This window comes from Subtercola sp. Z020 (genome assembly GCF_002931235.1).
In the GTDB taxonomy this organism is placed as follows: domain Bacteria; phylum Actinomycetota; class Actinomycetes; order Actinomycetales; family Microbacteriaceae; genus Subtercola.
The window spans coordinates 1-18,753 of sequence record NZ_PSTT01000121.1; the positions used below are offsets into that span (position 1 = coordinate 1).

15 protein-coding genes are annotated in these 18,753 nt (G+C 66.9%); 4 read left to right on the forward strand and 11 right to left on the reverse strand.

Annotated elements, in window-relative coordinates; translation table 11 throughout:
- Positions 1-781 (reverse strand): fumarylacetoacetate hydrolase family protein (locus C5B96_RS15360; protein WP_199176679.1); only part of this gene is annotated, 781 nt, incomplete at its 3' end.
- Positions 782-897: 116 nt separating this feature from the next.
- Between C5B96_RS15360 and C5B96_RS15365 the strand changes: the two genes are divergently transcribed.
- Positions 898-2,280 (forward strand): MFS transporter, encoded by a 1,383-nt coding sequence (locus C5B96_RS15365; protein WP_104246235.1) that lies wholly within the window; start codon positions 898-900, stop codon positions 2,278-2,280.
- 91 nt (positions 2,281-2,371) lie between these two features.
- Here C5B96_RS15365 and C5B96_RS15370 read toward each other — a convergent pair whose 3' ends face one another.
- From C5B96_RS15370 to C5B96_RS15380, 3 genes are all read right to left on the reverse strand, one after another.
- Positions 2,372-3,724: an FAD-binding oxidoreductase gene (locus tag C5B96_RS15370; RefSeq protein ID WP_104246236.1), complete on the reverse strand. Its 1,353-nt coding sequence runs from the start codon at positions 3,722-3,724 to the stop codon at positions 2,372-2,374.
- Positions 3,721-5,373, reverse strand: coding sequence for a thiamine pyrophosphate-binding protein (locus tag C5B96_RS15375; RefSeq protein ID WP_104246237.1), 1,653 nt, complete (start codon positions 5,371-5,373; stop codon positions 3,721-3,723). The genes C5B96_RS15370 and C5B96_RS15375 overlap by 4 nt, the downstream gene beginning before the upstream one ends.
- A gap of 169 nt (positions 5,374-5,542) precedes the next feature.
- Positions 5,543-6,247, reverse strand: a complete 705-nt coding sequence (locus C5B96_RS15380) for an IclR family transcriptional regulator (protein WP_104246238.1) — start codon at positions 6,245-6,247, stop codon at positions 5,543-5,545.
- Positions 6,248-6,344: 97 nt separating this feature from the next.
- On the opposite strand from C5B96_RS15380, the gene C5B96_RS15385 reads away from it, so the two are divergent.
- Both C5B96_RS15385 and C5B96_RS15390 read left to right on the forward strand, forming a co-directional pair.
- Complete coding sequence (locus tag C5B96_RS15385) at positions 6,345-8,219, forward strand: FAD-dependent monooxygenase (RefSeq protein WP_104246239.1); 1,875 nt, start codon at positions 6,345-6,347, stop codon at positions 8,217-8,219.
- Positions 8,216-9,691 (forward strand): NAD-dependent succinate-semialdehyde dehydrogenase, encoded by a 1,476-nt coding sequence (locus tag C5B96_RS15390; protein ID WP_104246240.1) that lies wholly within the window; start codon positions 8,216-8,218, stop codon positions 9,689-9,691. The genes C5B96_RS15385 and C5B96_RS15390 overlap by 4 nt, the downstream gene beginning before the upstream one ends.
- Positions 9,692-9,722: 31 nt before the next feature.
- Here the strand turns inward: C5B96_RS15390 and C5B96_RS15395 are convergent, their stop codons facing one another.
- The 7 genes from C5B96_RS15395 to C5B96_RS15425 all read right to left on the reverse strand — a co-directional run bounded on the left by C5B96_RS15395 (position 9,723) and on the right by C5B96_RS15425 (position 17,892).
- Positions 9,723-11,174, reverse strand: coding sequence for an MFS transporter (locus C5B96_RS15395; RefSeq protein ID WP_104246241.1), 1,452 nt, complete (start codon positions 11,172-11,174; stop codon positions 9,723-9,725).
- Between the two features lie 51 nt (positions 11,175-11,225).
- On the reverse strand, positions 11,226-12,020 hold the full coding sequence (locus tag C5B96_RS15400; protein WP_104246242.1) for an enoyl-CoA hydratase/isomerase family protein: 795 nt from the start codon (positions 12,018-12,020) through the stop codon (positions 11,226-11,228).
- Positions 12,017-13,678: an acyl CoA:acetate/3-ketoacid CoA transferase gene (locus C5B96_RS15405; protein ID WP_104246243.1), complete on the reverse strand. Its 1,662-nt coding sequence runs from the start codon at positions 13,676-13,678 to the stop codon at positions 12,017-12,019. The genes C5B96_RS15400 and C5B96_RS15405 overlap by 4 nt, the downstream gene beginning before the upstream one ends.
- Positions 13,679-13,859: 181 nt before the next feature.
- Complete coding sequence (locus tag C5B96_RS15410; protein ID WP_104246244.1) at positions 13,860-14,885, reverse strand: LacI family DNA-binding transcriptional regulator; 1,026 nt, start codon at positions 14,883-14,885, stop codon at positions 13,860-13,862.
- 4 nt (positions 14,886-14,889) lie between these two features.
- Entirely contained in the window at positions 14,890-15,909 is a 1,020-nt protein-coding gene (locus C5B96_RS15415; RefSeq protein WP_369826489.1) for a LacI family DNA-binding transcriptional regulator, read from the reverse strand.
- Between the two features lie 15 nt (positions 15,910-15,924).
- Positions 15,925-16,731: a sugar phosphate isomerase/epimerase gene (locus C5B96_RS15420; RefSeq protein WP_104246246.1), complete on the reverse strand. Its 807-nt coding sequence runs from the start codon at positions 16,729-16,731 to the stop codon at positions 15,925-15,927.
- Complete coding sequence (locus C5B96_RS15425) at positions 16,732-17,892, reverse strand: DUF993 family protein (RefSeq protein ID WP_104246247.1); 1,161 nt, start codon at positions 17,890-17,892, stop codon at positions 16,732-16,734.
- Positions 17,893-18,009: 117 nt separating this feature from the next.
- Here C5B96_RS15425 and C5B96_RS15430 point away from each other — a divergent pair, with 117 nt between their 5' ends.
- Complete coding sequence (locus C5B96_RS15430; RefSeq protein WP_104246248.1) at positions 18,010-18,753, forward strand: SDR family NAD(P)-dependent oxidoreductase; 744 nt, start codon at positions 18,010-18,012, stop codon at positions 18,751-18,753.

An 18,753-nucleotide genomic window follows, 5' to 3' on the forward strand; every position in this document is an offset into this window, starting at 1 on the left:
GTGTGGGGGTGAGTGTGGGGGTGGGGGTGAGTCCCGCGGCCTCCGGCGAGCCCCACGCCTCCGTGCGCTGGGTGTCGTCGACTGCGGGAAGGGAGCCGACCGCGGCGTCGAAGGAGTGTGCGCCCTGGGTCACGACGGTGCGCAGCCGGCCGGAGGAGTGAGTTCCAGCATCCACCTGTACCTCGACAGTGTCGCCCGGCACGACCACCGACGATCCTGCGGGGGTGCCCGTGAGGATGACGTCGCCGGTCTCGAGCGTGAAATGCTGCGACAGGTCGGCGACGATCTGCGCGAGCGAGAAGATGAGACCTGCCGTCGTGTCGTCTTGAACGACCTCGCCGTTCACCCAGGTGCGAAGACGCAGACCGGCGGGGTCGACCTCGTGGGCATCGATCAGCGAGGGGCCGAGGGGGGTGTATCCGTCGCCGCCTTTGGAGCGGACGTTCGAGCCCTTGTCGTTGGCTCGAAGGTCGTAGAGGCCGAAGTCGTTTGCGGCGGTGACGAATGCTACGTGTGACCATGCGGCCTCCGCAGTCACCCACCGCGCTGGGGCGCCGATGACGAGTGCGATCTCACCCTCGAAAGCGAGCAGCTCGGTGCCGGCAGGGCGGACGATCTCGTCACCCGAGGGGGCGAGGGAGCTCGACGGTTTGAAGAAGTAGGAGGGGGCGCCCGGGCGGCGGCCGCGCTGGTCAGCGCGCGAGGCGTAGGCGAGGTGAACGGCCACGATCTTGCCGGGCCTCGCGCCGAGAACGGCAAACCGGGGGTCGGTGTCGGTCATCAAAGCTCCCTTGCGTCGTGCTCGAAATCGTATACGATAACGAACACCCCAGCAACCAGGCCTCGTCATCGACGACGAACTCAGGGGTACGACGACGACGTCCAGAAGGAGACTTCATGTCCAGCTCGCATCCTCAGGGCTTCACGCCCACCGGCACCATCTCCACCTCCACAGACCGCCGCCGCGTGGTCCTTGCCACGATTGTCGGGACCACCGTCGAGTGGTACGACTTCTTTCTGTACGCCTCGGCCGCCGGTCTCGTCTTCGGTCAGCTGTTCTTCGCTCCCGCGGGCCCCGGTGTCGCGCAGATCCTTTCGTTTCTCACCGTGGGTCTGAGCTTCCTGTTCCGCCCGCTCGGCGCCTTCATCGCCGGGCACCTCGGCGACAAATACGGCCGCCGTTTCGTGCTCATGATCACGCTCATCCTCATGGGCGCGTCGACCACTCTCATCGGCGTACTGCCCACGTATGACGCCATCGGCGTCGCAGCTCCCTCGCTGCTGATCCTGCTTCGTGTGTTGCAGGGTATCTCGGCCGGTGGGGAGTGGGGCGGTGCGGTGCTCATGGCCGTCGAGCATGCCCCCAAGGCCAAACGAAGCCTGTTCGGCGCCGCGCCGCAGCTCGGCGTGCCCCTTGGTCTGCTGCTCGCGAGCGGCATGCTGGCGCTCATGGCACTCATCGCCCCCGGCGACGCCTTCCTCGTTTGGGGCTGGCGTGTGCCGTTCCTGCTGTCGTTCGTGCTCGTTCTCGTGGGCTACTACGTGCGCCGGAAGGTCGAGGAGAGCCCGGTCTTCGTCGAACTGGCCGGGCGCAAGGAGCAGACCCGGATGCCGATCGTGCAACTCTTCCGCAAGCACGCGCTGCTCGTGATCATTGCCGCATTCGTCTTCGCCGGCAACAACGCTGTCGGCTACATGACCACTGGTGGTTACATCCAGCGCTACGCGACCAATCCTGCCGGGCCCCTCGGCCTCGCTACTGCCGACGTGCTCGGTGCAGTATCGCTCTCGGCTGTGTCGTGGTTGGTGTTCACGTGGCTCGGCGGGTGGCTCGGCGACAAGATCGGGCGCCGCAACACCTATGTCATCGGGTGGATCGCGATGCTGGTCGCAATCGTGGCGCTCTTCCCGCTCGTGAATACCGGGAGTGTTGGAATGCTGGCCCTCGGCCTGGTGCTGTTGACGGTCGGCCTCGGGCTGACGTATGGCCCGCAGGCCGCGCTGTACGCTGAGCTGTTTCCGGCATCCATCCGCTTCTCGGGGGTTTCGATCTCGTACGCGATCGGCGCCATCTGCGGCGGCGCATTCGCGCCCACCATCGCGACGGCGCTTGTGGACGCTACGGGGACGACAGTGTCGGTCACGGTGTACCTGGCGATCATGGCCGTGCTCGGACTCGTGGCGACATTGCTGCTGCGCGATCGCAGCGGTATTCCCCTCGGCCCTGACTACGAGGCTGAGCAGGCGGTCAGCCCGATCCGGGCGCTGTCGCGGGCATGACGCGCCACGCTTGATGGCCCCGCGGCATTCGGTGCAGCGGGGCCATCGGGGCGGCCTTGCTCAGAAGGACGCCTCGAGACGCTCCGAGGTCTCAGATCGCGCGGCCCGGCGTGAGGATGCCGCGGGGGTCGAGTGCGACCTTGATCGCGCGTTGCACGTCGAGGGCCGCGGCATCCTGCTGCCAGGGGAGTTCGTGACGCTTGACAGAGCCGATGCCGTGCTCGCCCGAGATCGTGCCGCCGAGTGAAAGCGCCAAGCGGGTGATGTCGTCGATGACGAGCTCGGCGGCGGCGTACTCCTCAGGGCTTTCGCCCGCCTCGACGGTGGGGTGCAGGTTGCCGTCGCCGGCATGGGCGACGACCGCGATACGTCGGCTGTGGCGCTCGGCGATCTCTCCGATGCCGCGGAACACCGTTGCCAGCTCCGCCACGGGTACTCCGACGTCGCACGACACGCGCAGCCCCTGGGCGGTGAGCGCAGGGTTTGCGAGGCGCCGGGCCTCGAGCAGGCTGTCGGACGCGGAGATCTCGGTCTCGGTGGCGCCGTGCGCGCGGCAGATCTCGGTGATCGCGCCGGCGGTCTCGTGGGCGGTGAGTCCGACCGTCTGGCCCACCAGCATCGCGGCGCCGGGCGAGGGCAGCCCGCTGGGATGGAACGCCTCGATGATCTCCACGCTTCTCGCATCGATCAGTTCGAGCACCTCGGGGGTGGCGGGGCCCGACACAATCGCCGTGACCGCACGGCCGGCGTCTTCGATGTCGTCGAAGCTCGCGCGGAACGTACGGGGCTCGCCGGGCGGTACAGGTTTGAGACGCACGGTCGCGGCAGTGATCACGCCGAGCGTGCCCTCGGAGCCGGTGAAGAGGCTGGTGAGGTCGTAGCCGGTGGTGTTCTTGCGGGTGCGGGCGCCCGTGCGCATGACGCGCCCGTCGGCCAGTACCACCTCGAGGGCCGCCACGACATCGGTTGTGACGCCGTGCGCGACGCAGCGCAGACCACCCGCGTTCGTGGCGATGTTGCCGCCGATGGTCGACCATCTGGCGCTTGCCGGGTCGGGCGGGAAGAACAGGCCCTGGGCCAGGGCCGCGTCATCGAGGTCCGCCGTCACCACACCCGCCTCCACGTCGGCGAGACGGTTTTCGACATCGATCGAGACGATACGGTTCATCGCCTCGAGCGAGACAACCAGCCCGCCGGCGTATGCGACGGCCCCGCCGGAGAGGCCCGTGCCCGCTCCGCGCACCGAGACCGGGATGCCGCGGACGTTCGCCCAGGCGAGAGCGAAGGACACGTCTTCGGTCGAGGTGGCCCGGACGACGCCGATCGGCCGCCCTCCGGGTTTCGCGCGGGAGCTGTCGAGCGAGTAGGCGATGAGGCTCTCGGGGTCTTCGAGCAGGCGGCCGCCGAGGGCGGCGCGGAGCTCGTCGAAGCCGTCAGCGCTCACGAGTTGGCCTTGATGATCTCGCGCTGGTACGGCGCAATGACGTCGCCGCTGATGCGCAGGTCGAGCAGCAGGAACGGGCGCTCCGAGGGAGTGCGCCGCGTCCACTGCTCAAGGGCATCGAGATCGGCGATTTCACGCACGACGACACCTTCGGCGCCGAAGCCCCGCGCAACCGCCGCGAAGTCGACCTCAGGGATGAGCATCGGTTCGCGGGCGAGACCCTTGAGGCCGTAGAGGTTGACCTCGGCGCCGTAGGCGGCATCGTTCCAGACCACCGCGATGCCGTGGCCGCGCGCCGAGCGCACGGCGCTTTCGAGATCGGCGATCGCCATCAGTCCGCCGCCGTCGCCCGTGGTGAGCACAACGGTCGACTCCGGGCGGGCGGCGATGGCACCCGCCACCGAGGGGAAGCCCAGGCCGATCGACTGATAGGCGGTGCCGATCATCATGATGCGTTCGGGGGACTCGACGGGCCAGTACATGTTGGACCAGCCGATGAAGTGGCCACCGTCGGAGACGACGACGCGGTCCTCCGGCAGCAGTGTGGCGAGGCGCGCGGCGGCCGAGCGTGGATCGAGACGGCCGTCGGGGGCCTGACCCGCTCCCTCCTCCTGCGCGCGCAGAGGCGCTACGTCCACCTGATCCCGCCACCCGGAGGAAACCGCTCCGCGAGAGCGCAGGCGCTCGAGGAGCGCCTCGGCCGCCACCGCAGCATCCGCCCGAAGGAACCCGCCCACCTGCGCGTGTGTCGCGGTGGCGGCGACGTCGATTTGGAAGACTGTCGTGTTCGGGGCGAGAAGCTCGCCGAAGCGCATCGTGAACTGGTTGAGGCCAGCGCCGAAGACAACGGCCACATCGGCTTCGCGAACGAGCTCCATGGCCCCCGCGGCGCCGAAGCCGCCTGTGACGCCGAGGTCGTAGGCGGGCTCGGGGAAGATCCCGCGCCCGAGGGCAGTGGATGCGGTGATCGCGCCGGTTGCCTCGGCCAGTCGCCCGAGTGCGGGGCCGGCCCCGCAGAGCCACGCGCCGCGGCCGGCGAGCAGGAACGGCCGTTCCGCTCCAGCGAGGGCCTCGGCGATGCGGTCGAGGGTCGCGTCGGCGGCGGCGCCGTGCGGCGCGAGCGGCGCGGGGAGGGTGACAGTGCCGGCATCCGTGATCGGCCCGGCCTCGCGCGCAACGACGTCGTACGGGATCGCGAGCACGACCGGTGTGCGGTAGGTCAGCGCGTGCTCGAGTGCGATGAGTACGGTGGCTGTGGCATCCCGATCGCCGACGGTGTAGGTTCGCACACCTACCGCCGAAGCGAGGGCGACCTGGTCTACGCCCCACGGGCGAGGGCCCGAGGTGGGCTCGTCGCCGACGACGAGGAGCAGCGGAATGCGGGCCTGCGCCGCCTCGGCCAGGGCTGTGAGGGTGTTGGTGAATCCGGCACCATAGGTCGCAGTGGCTGCAGCGATGCGGCCCGAAGCGCGATAGTGCGCGTCGGCGGCGACCACGCCGCCCGCCTCGTGCCGCATCGCGGTGAAGCTGACATCGGTTTCGCGGTGCAGCACGTCGAGAAAATGCGCGTTGCCGTTGCCCATCACGCCGAAGACGTGGTTGAGGTGGCGGCCGAGAGCGTGGGCGACATGCGCGGAGACGATGGGCATTGCGAAGCCTTTCGCGAAACAGGAACGGGAACGGGCCGTATGTGTCTCGCGCGGCGTGGCGCTACATGCTCCTTTTTCGAGCCGCGACGCTCGACCTCGAGCGTCTGACAGCACTGATCGTATACGATCAGTGCTGCTCCGCGCAATGTACGGGGCGGAGCAACGCGGCCTAGAGGGCCCTGCGGATAGCGGCTGCTGTGGCCTTGAGTCGCTCCGCGACTGTCGCGTCGTCGGCGTCGGTGCTCACGTGCACAGCGGCCACTGCCGCGGGCGTCCGGCCCTGCACGGCGAGGGGGACCGCCACGGCGTGCAGAGACGGAACGACCTCGTCGTGGCTCGTCGCCCAGCCGCGCTCGGCGGCGTCGGCGATCTCGGCGGCGAGTCGGGCATCGATGCCCTCCGGCCAGCGTCTCGGCGGCAGTTGCGCGAGGATCGCCCGTCCGGGCGCTCCTCGCGTCACTGAGTGCCGGGCGCCAGGCCGTTGAGCCACGGCCGTGGTGGCATGCCGGGGCTCGACGCTGGTGAGAGTGACGCAATCGTCGTGATCGAGCACAACGAGGAAGCACGTCATTCCGAGGTCGTTGGCCGCGGCGGTCAGCTCGGGCAGAGCCTCGGCTTGCAGGTCGGCAGCGACGCCGGCGGCCAGCGCGGCGAGGCCTGTTCCCAGGCGCACCGCGCCCGCAGCATCCCGTGAAACCAGTCCGTGTACCTCGAGGGTGCGCAGCAGGCGATAGGCCACGGAGCGATGAAGCTCGACGCGAGCGGCGAGGTCGTCGATCGAAAGGGGAGTGCGGGCGTCGGCAAGTTCTTCGAGGAGGCGGATGCCGCGGCTCAGGGTCTGCGACGCGGGTGTCGCGTCTTGCCGTGGAGTCATGGTTCGACTACTCTCTCGTTCGATAGCGGAACGCTGTGTTCGAATATAGAACACGGCGCGACGTGACGCAACGGTGACAGTGACGTCAGGAGAAACAATGCAGTTCCACCACCACGGCTACGTCTCGGGCGACCCGCGCATACAAGTTGCCGCGGGTGGCGGTATCGATCGCCCCGCCGACCTGCCCGACGAGGTAGACGTTCTGATCGTCGGCTCGGGACCGGCGGGCATGTTGCTCGCGGCTCAGCTGTCACAATTCTCGCAGTTCACCACTCGCCTCGTAGAGAAGCGCGGCGGGCGCCTTGCTCTCGGCCAGGCTGACGGCATCCAGCCCCGCAGTCTCGAGACCTTCCAGGCGTTCGGGTTTGCCGACCGCCTCACCGCCGAGGCGTACAACATCGGCTGGATGAACTTCTGGTCGCCTGACCCAGAGGACCCCACACGGATTGTCCGGAGCAGCCGCACCGAGGACTACGGCTACAAGATCAGTGAGTTCCCGCATCTGATCGTCAACCAGGCTCGCGTGCTCGACTACTTCGCGGAGGCCGCCGCCCACGGCCCTGCCCGCATCGTGCCCGACTACGGTGTGGAGTTTCTCGACCTCACGGTCGGTGAGGGTCTGGTCGAGGTGCGCGTGCGGACCGAGACGGGCGAGCGCACTGTTCGCGCGAAGTACGTCGTCGGCTGCGACGGTGCGCGTAGCGGGGTGCGCCAGGCGATCGGTCGCACGCTCGTCGGAGGGGACGCCCGCCACGCGTGGGGCGTCATGGACGTGCTTGTCGAAACAGACTTCCCCGATTGGCGTATCAAATGCGCAATCAACGCTGCCGCGGGCAACATCCTGCACATCCCGCGCGAGGGCGGGTATCTCAGTCGCATGTACATCGACCTCGGTGAGGTCGCCGAAGACGACGATCACCGCGTTCGTCAGACGTCGATCGACGAGGTGATTCGCAGGGCGAACGCGATCCTTCACCCGTACTCCGTCGACGTGAAAGAAGTGGCGTGGCACAGCGTGTACGAGGTGGGGCATCGGGTCACTGACCGGTTCGTCGATGACCTCGACGAACCGCGCGTCTTCCTCACAGGTGACGCCTGCCACACGCACAGCGCGAAGGCTGGTCAGGGTATGAACGTCTCGATGCAAGACGGCTTCAACCTCGGTTGGAAGCTCGCACACGTGCTCACCGGCCGTGCGCCCGCGGAGCTGTTGCGCACCTACGACGCGGAGCGTCGCCCTGTCGCCCAGCAGCTCATCGACTTCGACCGCGAGTGGTCGTCGCTCATGGCGCGCAAGCCCGGCGAGACCACCGACCCCGACGAGCTCGCGACCTACTACCTCGCCACCGCCGAGTTCCCCTCCGGCTTCGGTACGCACTACGCCCCGTCCAGCATCGTTGCACCTGAGGCAGCCCAGGAACTGGCATCCGGATTCCCCGTCGGAAAGCGCTTCCGAAGCGTCGAGGTCGTGCGGGTGTGCGACGGCAATGCTGTGCACCTCGGGCATCACGCCAAGGCCGACGGACGGTGGCGCATGTATGTCTTCGCTGATGCCGACGGCTCGGCGCTTCGTGAATGGGCGTCGAAGGCCCAGGGCATGGTCGAGCGGTTCACGCCCGAGGGCTCCGACCTCGATGCCGTCTTCGACGTGAAAGCCATCTTCCCCGGCCGCTGGGAGGACGTCGTCGATGTGCCGTCGCTGTTTCGCCCGCGCTCCGGGCCGCTCGGCTTGACCGACCTCGAGAAGGTGTTCGCCGCCGCGCCTTCGGCCTGGACGAGCGCCGACATTTTTGCGGAGCGCGGGATCGGTGCCGACGGCGCCCTGGTCCTCGTGCGCCCGGACCAGTACGTCGCGCACGTACTCCCGTTGACGGCCTCGGACGAGCTTGAGCAGTTCCTGGCCGGGGCACTCACCGTGCCCGCAGTTGCCGAAAAGAGGCGGAAGCCCGCCCTGATCCAGGAGGACCGATGACCGATCCGCGCGAGAGCGAGCTGCTCGCATCCGTGCCCACCGGGCTGCTCATCAACGGCGCGTGGCGTGAGGCAGTGGGAGGCAGGACCGTCGCAGTGAACGACCCAGCCACTGGCGACGTCATCCGCGAGATTGCCGACGCGAGCGTCGATGACGGCATCGCGGCGATGAATGCCGCGGCCGATGCGTTCCCATCGTGGGCGGCGACGCCGGCACGTGAGCGTGCCGAGATCCTCCGCCGGGCGTTCGACCTCCTACAGGAGCGCACAGAAGACGTTGCGCTGCTCATGACGCTCGAGATGGGCAAGCCCCTCGCCGAGGCGCGGGGCGAGGTCGCGTACGGCGGCGAGTTCCTCCGCTGGTTCAGCGAGATCACCGCTCACACCCAGGGCCGTTACGGCGCGAATCCCGAGGGCACCGGCCACATGATCGTCACCCATCACCCGGTCGGCCCTTGCTACCTCATCACTCCATGGAACTTTCCGCTGGCGATGGCGACCCGCAAGATCGCGCCTGCGCTTGCTGCGGGCTGCACGGTCGTGATCAAGCCCGCGACGCTCACCCCGCTCACGACGATGTTCTTCGCGCAGATACTGCAGGACGCCGGTCTCCCCGCCGGTGTCGTCAACGTCATCACGACAACAGACACCGGCCCGGTCTCGGAGCGCATCATCTCCGATCCGCGCCTACGAAAGCTTTCCTTCACGGGCTCCAACCCGGTCGGTGTGAAGCTGCTGCAGCAGGCCGCGCCCAGCGTGCTCCGCACCTCGATGGAGCTCGGCGGCAACGCTCCCTTCGTCGTTTTCGACGACGCCGATCTCGACAAGGCGGTCGAAGGGGCGATGCTCGCAAAATTCCGCAACATGGGCCAGGCGTGCACCGCGGCGAACCGATTCATTGTGCACCGCTCGATCGTCGGGGAATTCACGCGCCGGGTCACCGAGCGCGTGCGCAGTATGAAGGTGGGCCGTGGCACGGAGGAGGGCGTGCAGATCGGACCCCTCATCGACGACCGCGCGGTCGTCAAGGCCAGGACCTTGGTGGAGGATGCCGTAGAGCGCGGCGCTGTCGTCACCGCCGGCGGGGCCGGGATGGACGGCCCTGGCACCTTTTTTCAGCCGACCGTCATCGCCGACGTTCAGCCGGGGAGTGACATCCTGCGCGAAGAGATCTTCGGACCCGTGCTCGCGATCATCCCTTTCGACGACGAGGACGACGCCGTGCGGCTCGCCAATGACACCGAATACGGGCTCGTCTCCTACGTCTTCACCGAGTCGATCGTGCGCGGGCAACGCATGATCGACCGACTCGAGACTGGAATGATGGGCCTCAACGTCGGTGTCGTCTCCAATGCCGCGGCCCCGTTTGGTGGCTGGAAGCAGTCCGGTCTCGGCCGCGAGGGCGGCGACGAGGGCATCCACGAATATCTGCAGACGAAGTACACCTTGACGGCTAGCCCCCTTCCGGCCTGATCATTCCGCATCGACGGGCGCGGAGGCGGAGTCAGGCATCGACGCGGCCGCCCACACGGATGGCGGGGTCGTTCAGGGCGTCTTCGGGCACGTTCAGGTCTCTGCCGCCGGGCTCAGCGATGGTGAAGGTCGTGAGCACGGTGATGAGGCAGAGCAGGGAGAGATAGCCGGCGATCGGTATCCACGCACCGATACCGGCACCCGGCACGCCCGGGCCGCCCTCTGCGGTGATGGAGAGGGAGAGGATCAGTGCTCCGAGAAGCGGGGCGATTCCGCCGGCGAGTACAGCCGAGACTTCGCGAGCGGTGGCTACCCCGAGATAGCGCTGGCGCGAACCGAACAGCTCGCACATGAAGGCGCTCTGCGAACCGAACATGCCCCACGAACCGATCCCCAGCGCAAGGGTCACCGCCACGATGATCAACACGGTGTTGCCGGTGCTGAGCAGATACCAGAGCGGGAAGGCTGTCACGAGCTGGTAGATGGCGAACGCGCGATACACCTTGACCCGTCCGTATCGGTCGGTGAGGCGCCCGGCGATCGGCACGACGACAGCGCCGAGCGAGGCGGCGAAGACGAGGGAGAGGGCACCGATCGGTCCGGTGACACCGACGGCTGCGCTGGTGACGTACGCCACGGCGAGTGCCTGGAAGATGGACGACGATCCGTTCTCTGCCATACGGATGCCGATGCCACGCAGCACCGTGCCCCGAGAGACCGTGAGCAGGCTGCGGATGGGGGTCCGGTCGATCTCGTCGTGAGCCTGGAGCTTCTTGAACGTGGGCGATTCTTTGAGGCGGAGCCGGATGAAGATCGCTGCGACAAGGAGGAGCGCGCTGGCGAGAAAGGGGATGCGCCAGAGCCAGGTGTCGGTGATGGGAATGGTCTGGCTGACGTTGAAGAGGAGGAAGTAGACGAGCGCGGCTGCGACGGTACCGATCTGGATGCTCATGAACGGGAGGGACGCCCAGAATCCGCGTTCTGTGGCGGGCGCTGATTCGGTCATGATGATCGATGCGCCGGCCATCTCGGCACCCGCACCGAGGCCCTGCAGCATCCGTAGCGCCACCAGGAGTATCGGGGCGAGGATTCCCACTCCGCCCCACCAGTCGCCGGGATGGGAGTTGTAGGTCGGCAGGAGGCCGATGAGCGTGCTCGAACCGCCCATCAACAGGATCGTGACGACGAGGACGAACTTGCGTCCGACCTTGTCGCCGATGCGGCCGAAGACGATGCCGCCGAGCGGCCGCACCGCGAATCCCAGGAAGTAGGTTGCAAAGCTCAGGATGAGGCCGGTCGCCGGGTTCGCAGAAGGAAAGAACAGTGGGCCGAAGATGAGTGCCGAGGCCAGGCTGTAGAGGGCGAAGTCGTAGTACTCGAGCGCGCTGCCGATGCTGCTGCCGAGTGCGGCTCGACGGAGGTCTGCGCGCGTGATCCCGGGGATGGGGGTATCGAGGGTCGTAACGTCGTTGTCAGTGGACATGTTCTACCTATTCTCTGCTCAGGGTGTAATGGCGGGATGGACCGAGTGCGGTCATTCCCCGGTGAAGCGCGGCGCCGTCTTGTTCAGGAACGAGGTGACGCCCTCGGCGAAGTCGGCGGTCGCGGCTGTGTAACCGCTGGCGAGTGCTTCGAGAGTTGAGGAGGGTGCGCTTAGCGAGGCGGCGCGGACCAGCTGTTTAGAGACCTGCACGGCGAGGGGAGCGCCGCCCAGGAGGTCTGCCGTCAGCTGTTCGACGGCCTCATCGAGCGTGTTGCTGGGGTGGTGCTCTGAGATGAGCCCCCAGCTCAGCGCTGTGGGCGCATCGATCTGGCGGCGGGCGAGGATGAGCTGTTTCGCTCGGGACTCGCCGACGATGCGGGTGAGTCTCTCTGTGCCTCCCCAGCCGGGGATGGTGCCGAGTCCGGTCTCGGGCAGGCCGAAGCGCGCCGAATCCGCTGCCACACGGAAGTCGCAGCACAGGGCGAGTTCGAGGCCTCCGCCGATGGCGACTCCGTCGACGACGGCGATGGTGGGTTGACGGAGCTCTGCGAGCAGGGTGAAGACACGATGGCCCTCGGCGATCCACGTCTGCCACATCTGCTGCGGCGTGAACTCGGAGAACTGACGGATGTCCGCTCCGACCGAGAAGGCGCGGTCGCCGGCGGAACGGAGCACGACGGCTCGGGCATCTGACGTGCGGATCTCCGTCAGGGCCGATTCGAGCTGCTGCACCATCTCCATGGTCAGGGCGTTGAGCTTCGCGGGGCGGTCGATGAGAACCTCTGCGACCCCTCGTTCATCGATGGACACGGCGATGCGGCCGTTCGTCACGGTCTGTTCGGTCATGAGAGGGCTGATCCTTCCCGGGCGAAGCCCGACTCCTGTTGGAGGAGTTTCGTCATGACGCGAGAGTTCCGCTGATGCTCGGGCAGCTCGAGGCCGAGCGGGCCCGGGCGGAACAGCCGTGCATCCATCTGGCGCAGGTCGGGGGCAACCGCGAGGGGGAATTCACTGCGGTCGAGTACGTCGCGTTCGAGGTTGGCACCCGGGGCGACCTCGACGACGGTCAGACCGCTCGGGCGCAACTCGAGCACGGCACGTTCCGTGATGTAGGTGACCCGCTGCCCCGTTTCGAGAGCGCGGCGGCCGGAGAAAGTCACCTGCTGGACCTTGTTCACGAGCTTGGTGTGGGGTCCGTCGCGTCGGATGTCGAGACGGCCGTCGGTGATCGCTATGTCACGGCGACCGGCCGTCAACGAGCCGACGAAGACGATGTTCCGAGCGGCCGAGGTGATGTCGGCGAACCCGCCGACGCCGGCTGTGACGTGGCGCCGGCCGGGCAGGTAGTGCACGTTGACGCTGCCCTCCTGGTCGATCTCGAGGAACGAGAGGAGGGTGCGATCGAAGCCTGCGCCCTGCAGCAGGGTGAACTGGTCGCTGCTCGGCATGATGGCGTCTGGATTCTGGGCCACACCGAAGACGAAGTCCAGCAGCGGTATGCCGCCGACGGCACCCTGTTCGATGACCCAGCTCACCGCATCGGCATGCCCTTCCTCGAGGAGGATGTGCGGTACGAGTGCTGAGACACCGAAGCCCAGGTTCACGATCTCACCGTCACGGAGTTCCAGTGCTGCCCGCCGGGCCATGATCTTCTCCAGCGAGAAGGCCGGAGCTTCGAGCGCCGAGAGTGGTCGCCGCAACTGGCCCGAGATGGCGGGGTCGTAGAAGGTGTTCGTCGTCTGCATCTGATCGGGAACGACGACGATCGCGTCGACGAGTATGCCCGGAACCCGTACGCTCTGCGGCGGGATCGAGCCGGCGCTGGCGAGACGCTTGACCTGCGCGATCACCAGGCCGCCGTTGTTGTGCGCTGCGTAGGCGAGATCGAGGGCGCCCAGTGGCGAGGCCTCTTCTTCGAAGGAGAGATTGCCACCCTCGTCGGCGGTGGTGGCCCTGATGATCGCGACGTCTGGTCGGAGAGCTTCGAAGAACAGCCATTCCTCACCGCGACGTTCGGTCACCTCGATGAGATCGTGCGGAGTCGTGTCATTCATCCGCGCGCCCTGGCGCCGCGGGTCGACGAAGGTGTCGAGGCCCACTGTGGTCAGGACACCCGGCTGTCGGGCCGCACCTGCGCGATGCATCTGGTAGATGACGCCCGAGGGGAGGTTGAAGGCCTCGACGCGGTTCTCTTCGACCATCGCCCAGATCTTCGGGGGTGTGATGGAGGAGGGTCCTGAGGGGAGCGAGCCGGCGATGATGCGTCTGAGTAACCCGGGCTCCGCCAAGTGATCCACGCCGGTGATGCCCGAGGTGTCGCCGGCTGCGATGGGATGAACGGAGGTGATGTTCCTGGGGGAGCCCGTTTCGGCGAACCGCAGGCCGATGCCGGCCAGGGTCGCATCGGGACAGCCGAGCCCCGAGGAGGAACTCACGGAGACCGTGTCTTCGTCGCTCACGAGGTCAGCTGCCTCGCGAGGGGTGAGTATGGGCTTCTTCGTCATTGAGGTGCTCTCGATCCGGCTGATCCATTGCGGAACCGATCTTTCGTCGATCCGATGATGGATGAATCTACGCTTTACTGGATCGATCCACAAGCCGTGCAAGAGATATTTGGGCGCTTTCGATAATTATTGCCCGTGATGTGGTAGATCGATCCAGTGAGGTCGGTCGGCACAGCAGGTGCTATCCGTGGCGCGGTCGCCAGGAGACTGTCGAGGCCCGAATCCTCAGCTGTGGCTCGATCAGCGTGTGCGAGTACGACTCGGGAACACCTTCGGCGATGCGTCGGAGGAGAAGTTCGCCGCACGCCAGACCGATGGCGCTCGGGAAGGTCGCGACAGTTGTCAGTGGCGGAACCTGGTGCTCCGAACCCGGGATGTCGTCGAACGCGGCGACGGCGATGTCCGTACCGGGCCGGAGGCCTCGCGCGTGGAGTTCGGCGTATACTCCGACGGCGATCACGTCGCTGTAGGCGACGATCACGTCGGGAAGGGTGCCGCCGTCGAGGAGCCTGGCCGTGGCGCGGGCCCCGTCGGAAGCGTTCGTGTGACTGGTGATCCGCTGCTCGGGCACGACTTCGATTCCTGCGCCGGATACCGAACGCGTGAATCCGTCGATCCGTTCCAGGCCGGCCGAGGTGGAAGCCGGCCCGCCGAGGATCGAGACAGAGCGCGCCCCCAGAGACGAGATGTGGGCGCCGAGCAGTTCCCCGGCGCGGATGTTGTCGGCTCCGACGTAGTCGTGCTCGAGGCCGAAGTGCCTGGCCAGGAGCACGAAGGGTACCTGCGATCCCCGAAGCAGCAGGTCCATCTTCGCGGGCTCCGTCTCGGCCGCGGGGAGAAGGACCAACCCGTCGACACCTCGCTCGAAAAGCCTCTCGATCTGGGTCTCCTGCCGGCGGAGGTCGTCTCGGCTGTAGCAGAGCAGCAGGGTGTACCCGGCCTCGTAGGCTGCGCCCTCGAGCGACATGGCCAACTCGGCGAAGTACTCGTTCCTGATCTCTGTCACGACGAGCCCGAGAGCCATCGACTTCTGGCTGCGAAGGGTGGCTGCCTGTCGGTTGTAGACATAGCCCAACTCGAGCATCGAGGCCCTGACCCGCTTCTTGGTGACCTCGGGGATGCTCGGATCGTCGTTGAGCACGAGCGACGCAGTGGAGCGGCTCACGCCCGCGTGCTCGCTGACGTCTTTGAGAGTGATGCGACCCATGGTGCTACCTTCCCGGTGTGGAGGTGGAGTCCCGGATCACGAGATCTGCCGTCACGATGACCGGCTCGGGCGTCTCGGGCGAATGAAGGCGTGCCTGCAGGAGCTTCCATGCTCCCGACCCGACCACCGAGGTGGGACTTCGAACGGTCGTGAGTGCGGGCCGGACGTGTCGCGTCAGCGGGATGTCGTCGAAGCCCGTGACAGAGATGTCGTCAGGGACTCGAACGCCCAGGTCGCCCAGCCTGGTCATGACGCTGACGGCCGAGAGGTCGTTGAAGCAGACGATGGCTGATGCCCCCGTCGCGAGCAGATCCTCCACCGCGTCGGCCGCCGTCTCCAGCGATCCGTCACCTTCGATGCGCGTTGCTGCGAGACCGAGTCGACGGGCTGTCTCGACGGCCCGCCAGCGCTCCCTGTCCTGCCAGGAGAGGGACGGTCCACTGAGATACGCGACCTCGGTGTGCCCGAGCTCGAGAAGGTGGCCGCAGAGATCGAGAGTCGGCGTGAAGTTGTCCACGGCGATGGCCGGCAAGCCGACCCCGGATTCGAGCCGGTTCACCAGAACGATGGGCTCACCTTTGTCGCCCAGCCTGCGGAGGCCGGCGTTGGAGATGCGGGATGACAGCAGGATGAGCCCGTCGACCTGGGGGCGCAGGTCGGCGACGGCTTGTTCTTCGCGATGGGGGTCGCCCCCGGTGTCGGCCAGAAGAAGCCGGAAGCCGGCAGCGCTGGCACCGATTCCGACCTGCTCGACGACGTCGTAGAAGTACGGGTTCGTCATCGACGGCATGAGGATTCCGACATTTCCCAGATGACCGAGGGAAAGGCTCCTCGCCGCCACGTTGGGCGTGTATCCCAGCTCGGCGACCACCGCAGTGACCCTGGCGGAGAGGGATGCGCTCACGGTACCGCTTCTGGTCAGGACTCGAGACACGGTCGCTGTGGACACACCGGCCGCGTGCGCCACCTCGTTTATCGTCACGGGCGACGCTGGTTTTCGGCGGGGGCTACGGGCCTCTGCCACCGGTGCGTCCTCTCGTCAAATGTTCCCGAAGCCATCCAGGGCTGCCTGCAGTGCCTCTTCGGGTTGCCGCGCCCACCAGAGATCGCTGAGCACTTCGACTTCGATCAGTCCCGAGTATCCCGCGGCCTCGGCGTGGTCGACGAACGCTCTCAGGTCGATCACGCCTTCTCCGGGCATCCCTCGGCTGGACAGTTGGCCGTGGATCGGGGTGACCCAGTCGCAGACCTGCACTGAGTATATTCGGGCTCCGGCCCTGGCCACCTCTGCCGGATACGTGACATCCCAGAACACGTGATAGGCGTCGAGTGCTATGCCGACGACGTCGACTCCGAGCTCTTCCACGAGGTCGTTCGCTTCACTGAGACTGCTGATGGCGGAGCGGTCCGCAATCATCATGGGGTGCATGGGTTCCACGGCGAGTCTCACACCGGCGGCGGTGGCGTAGGGCGCGAGTTCGGCGAGACCGTCCCGGATCTGTCGTCTGGCGCGTTCCAGGCTCCCGCCGCGCGGGGCGCCGCACACCATCACGAGGCAGTCCGCGTCGAGCGCGTGGGCCTCGTCGATGGCGCGGCGGTTGTCGTCTCTGAGTGCTCCCACTTCGGTCGGATCGGCGTGCGTGAACATGCCGCCGCGGCAGATGCTCGACACCCGCAGTCCTGACTCCCTCATGGTGCGGGCGGCTCTGGCTGCTCCACGGTCGGCGTAGACGTTCCGCCAGAGGGCGACACCGGGTATCCCTGCAGCTGTTGCACGTCGTATGAGTTCGTCGAAACCCGTGGATCGAAGAGTGATCGAATTGAGGCTGAAGCGGTTCACCTCCACCTAGACCACCCCGTGCATCTCGAAGAAGCGCGTGGCGCGGAACGCCGTCACCTCGGGGTCGGGGAACAGGCCGATCCTGTCGGCCTCGCGCACGATATCGGCGAGGTGCAGGAGCGTTCGGCCGCTCTCCAATCCGCCCAGCATGCGGAAATGATTCTGGAAGCCCGAGAGGTAGGCGATCCAGGCGATCCCGACCTTGTAGAAGGGCGTCGGGTTCGCGAAGACGAGCCGGCTGAGCGCCTGCGTCGGCTCCAGGATGCTCCGGAATCCGTCGACATCGCCCACGTCGAGGCGGGCGAGAGCGGCAGAGGCGAACGGAGCGAGGGCGGCGAACGCTCCGAGAAGTGCGTGACTGTGTCGGGCCCCGTCGCCGGCGATCATATCGACGTAGTTGTAGTCGTCTCCGGTGAACAGCAGCACTCCCTCGGGGAGTCGACGCCGCAGCTCGAGCTCGTATGCGGGGTCCAGTAGCGAGATCTTTATTCCGGCGACCTTGGAGGTGTTCGCCTCGATGAGGTCGACCACGGTCTGCAGGGCGGCGGCTGGTGTGGGCTGGCCCCAGTACCCGGCGAGAGTGGGGTCGAACACCTCTCCCAGCCAGTGCAGGATGATCGTGCCGCCACTCGCATCGAGCACCCTCTGATAGACCGAGAGATAGTCCTCGGTGGTCCGCGCAGCCTGAACGAGCTGTCGGCTGGCCATCACGACGGCGGTCCCGCCCCGGGACTCGACGAATTCCAGTTGCGACAGATAGGCGTCGCCGATCTGCATCAGCGAAGCCGTCTGCGTCTGAATCGCATCCGTTGCGATGCCGACGACGACTCCGGCGCCGCCACGAGGGTCGGCTTCCATGGTGCGACGGGCCAGTTCGAGCGCGTCGTCTGCGGCCAGGCCCATTCCCCGCTGGGCCGTGTCCATCGACTCGGCGACGCCGAGGCCCGTGTCCCAGATGCGGTGTCGCAGTTCCAGTGTGGTGTCCCAGTCGATGTGATCGTGTCGAACGGATTGCGCGGCCCTGAGCGGATCGGCGACCACGTGACTGGCAGCGAAAGCAGCACGGCTGCGAACGGGTCTGCCGGGAACGTCGAGGTGCTCAGGCGCCCGGAGCACCAGGGATTCCCCGCGGCCTTCAGTGGTGGGCAGGGTGATCTTGCAAGTCATAAGTAAGGCCTTACATTTGTCGGTTGTGCTTCCTCTAAAGGCAGGCTAATGTCACTGACAGCCGATTGTAAAGGCTTACATAAAGCACTCCTCACGGGGACTGCAGAGGAGGCATCTATGGGTGAAACCCCTTCGGAAGACGAGTTCGCCGGCCGCACCGTCGTCGTCACCGGCGCGGCCGGAGGCATCGGCAGAGAGATAGCCGCGGCGTTCGATCGTCTCGGAGCAGATCTGGTCCTCGTCGATGTGCAGGTCGTTCCGAGTGCACTTCGGCACGTTGTCGCGACCGTCGAAGGAGACCTGCGACAACCGGAGACGGTCGCTGAGGTGGTTCAGGCGGCACTGTCTGAGACGGGCCACCTCGATGTGCTGGTGAACGCTGCCGGTGTGCAGCTCCGCAAGCCCGCCGTCGACCTTGTCGACGACGAATGGCGGCGACTGGTCGACATCAACCTTTCCTCCCTCTTCGCGCTCTGCCGCGCCGCGGCCCCCCATCTCGTCGCCAGCGGTGGATCGATCGTGAACATCTCATCGAGTGCTGCCACCCATGTGCAACCCGACATCGCTCCGTACGGGGCGACGAAGGCGGCCGTCTCGCAGTTGACGAAAGGGCTGGCCGCCGAGCTCGGGCCACTGGGCGTCAGGGCGAACGGTGTTGCGCCGGGATACATCACCACGCCCATGACGGCGTCCAATCTGGCGCGCGCAGACGTGCAGGAGCGGATCTTCGGGCGGCTGCCGCTGCAGCGCCTCGGGACTGCCGCCGAGGTCGCAGACACGGTCACCTTCCTGGCATCTGATCGGGCCCGATACATCACGGGCGCGATCATCCCTGTCGATGGCGGCTACAGCGTCACCTGA

Bases quoted from the DNA above. Each gene is read 5' to 3' on its own strand.
- C5B96_RS15400 (WP_104246242.1), bottom strand. From the start codon at position 12,020: ATGACCGAACAGACCGTGACGAACGGCCGCATCGCCGTGTCCATCGAT.
- C5B96_RS15380 (WP_104246238.1), bottom strand. From the start codon at position 6,247: ATGACTCCACGGCAAGACGCGACACCCGCGTCGCAGACCCTGAGCCGC.
- C5B96_RS15430 (WP_104246248.1), top strand. From the start codon at position 18,010: ATGGGTGAAACCCCTTCGGAAGACGAGTTCGCCGGCCGCACCGTCGTC.
- C5B96_RS15385 (WP_104246239.1), top strand. From the start codon at position 6,345: ATGCAGTTCCACCACCACGGCTACGTCTCGGGCGACCCGCGCATACAA.
- C5B96_RS15405 (WP_104246243.1), bottom strand. From the start codon at position 13,678: ATGACGAAGAAGCCCATACTCACCCCTCGCGAGGCAGCTGACCTCGTG.
- C5B96_RS15395 (WP_104246241.1), bottom strand. From the start codon at position 11,174: ATGTCCACTGACAACGACGTTACGACCCTCGATACCCCCATCCCCGGG.
- C5B96_RS15365 (WP_104246235.1), top strand. From the start codon at position 898: ATGTCCAGCTCGCATCCTCAGGGCTTCACGCCCACCGGCACCATCTCC.
- C5B96_RS15425 (WP_104246247.1), bottom strand. From the start codon at position 17,892: ATGACTTGCAAGATCACCCTGCCCACCACTGAAGGCCGCGGGGAATCC.
- C5B96_RS15390 (WP_104246240.1), top strand. From the start codon at position 8,216: ATGACCGATCCGCGCGAGAGCGAGCTGCTCGCATCCGTGCCCACCGGG.
- C5B96_RS15375 (WP_104246237.1), bottom strand. From the start codon at position 5,373: ATGCCCATCGTCTCCGCGCATGTCGCCCACGCTCTCGGCCGCCACCTC.
- C5B96_RS15410 (WP_104246244.1), bottom strand. From the start codon at position 14,885: ATGGGTCGCATCACTCTCAAAGACGTCAGCGAGCACGCGGGCGTGAGC.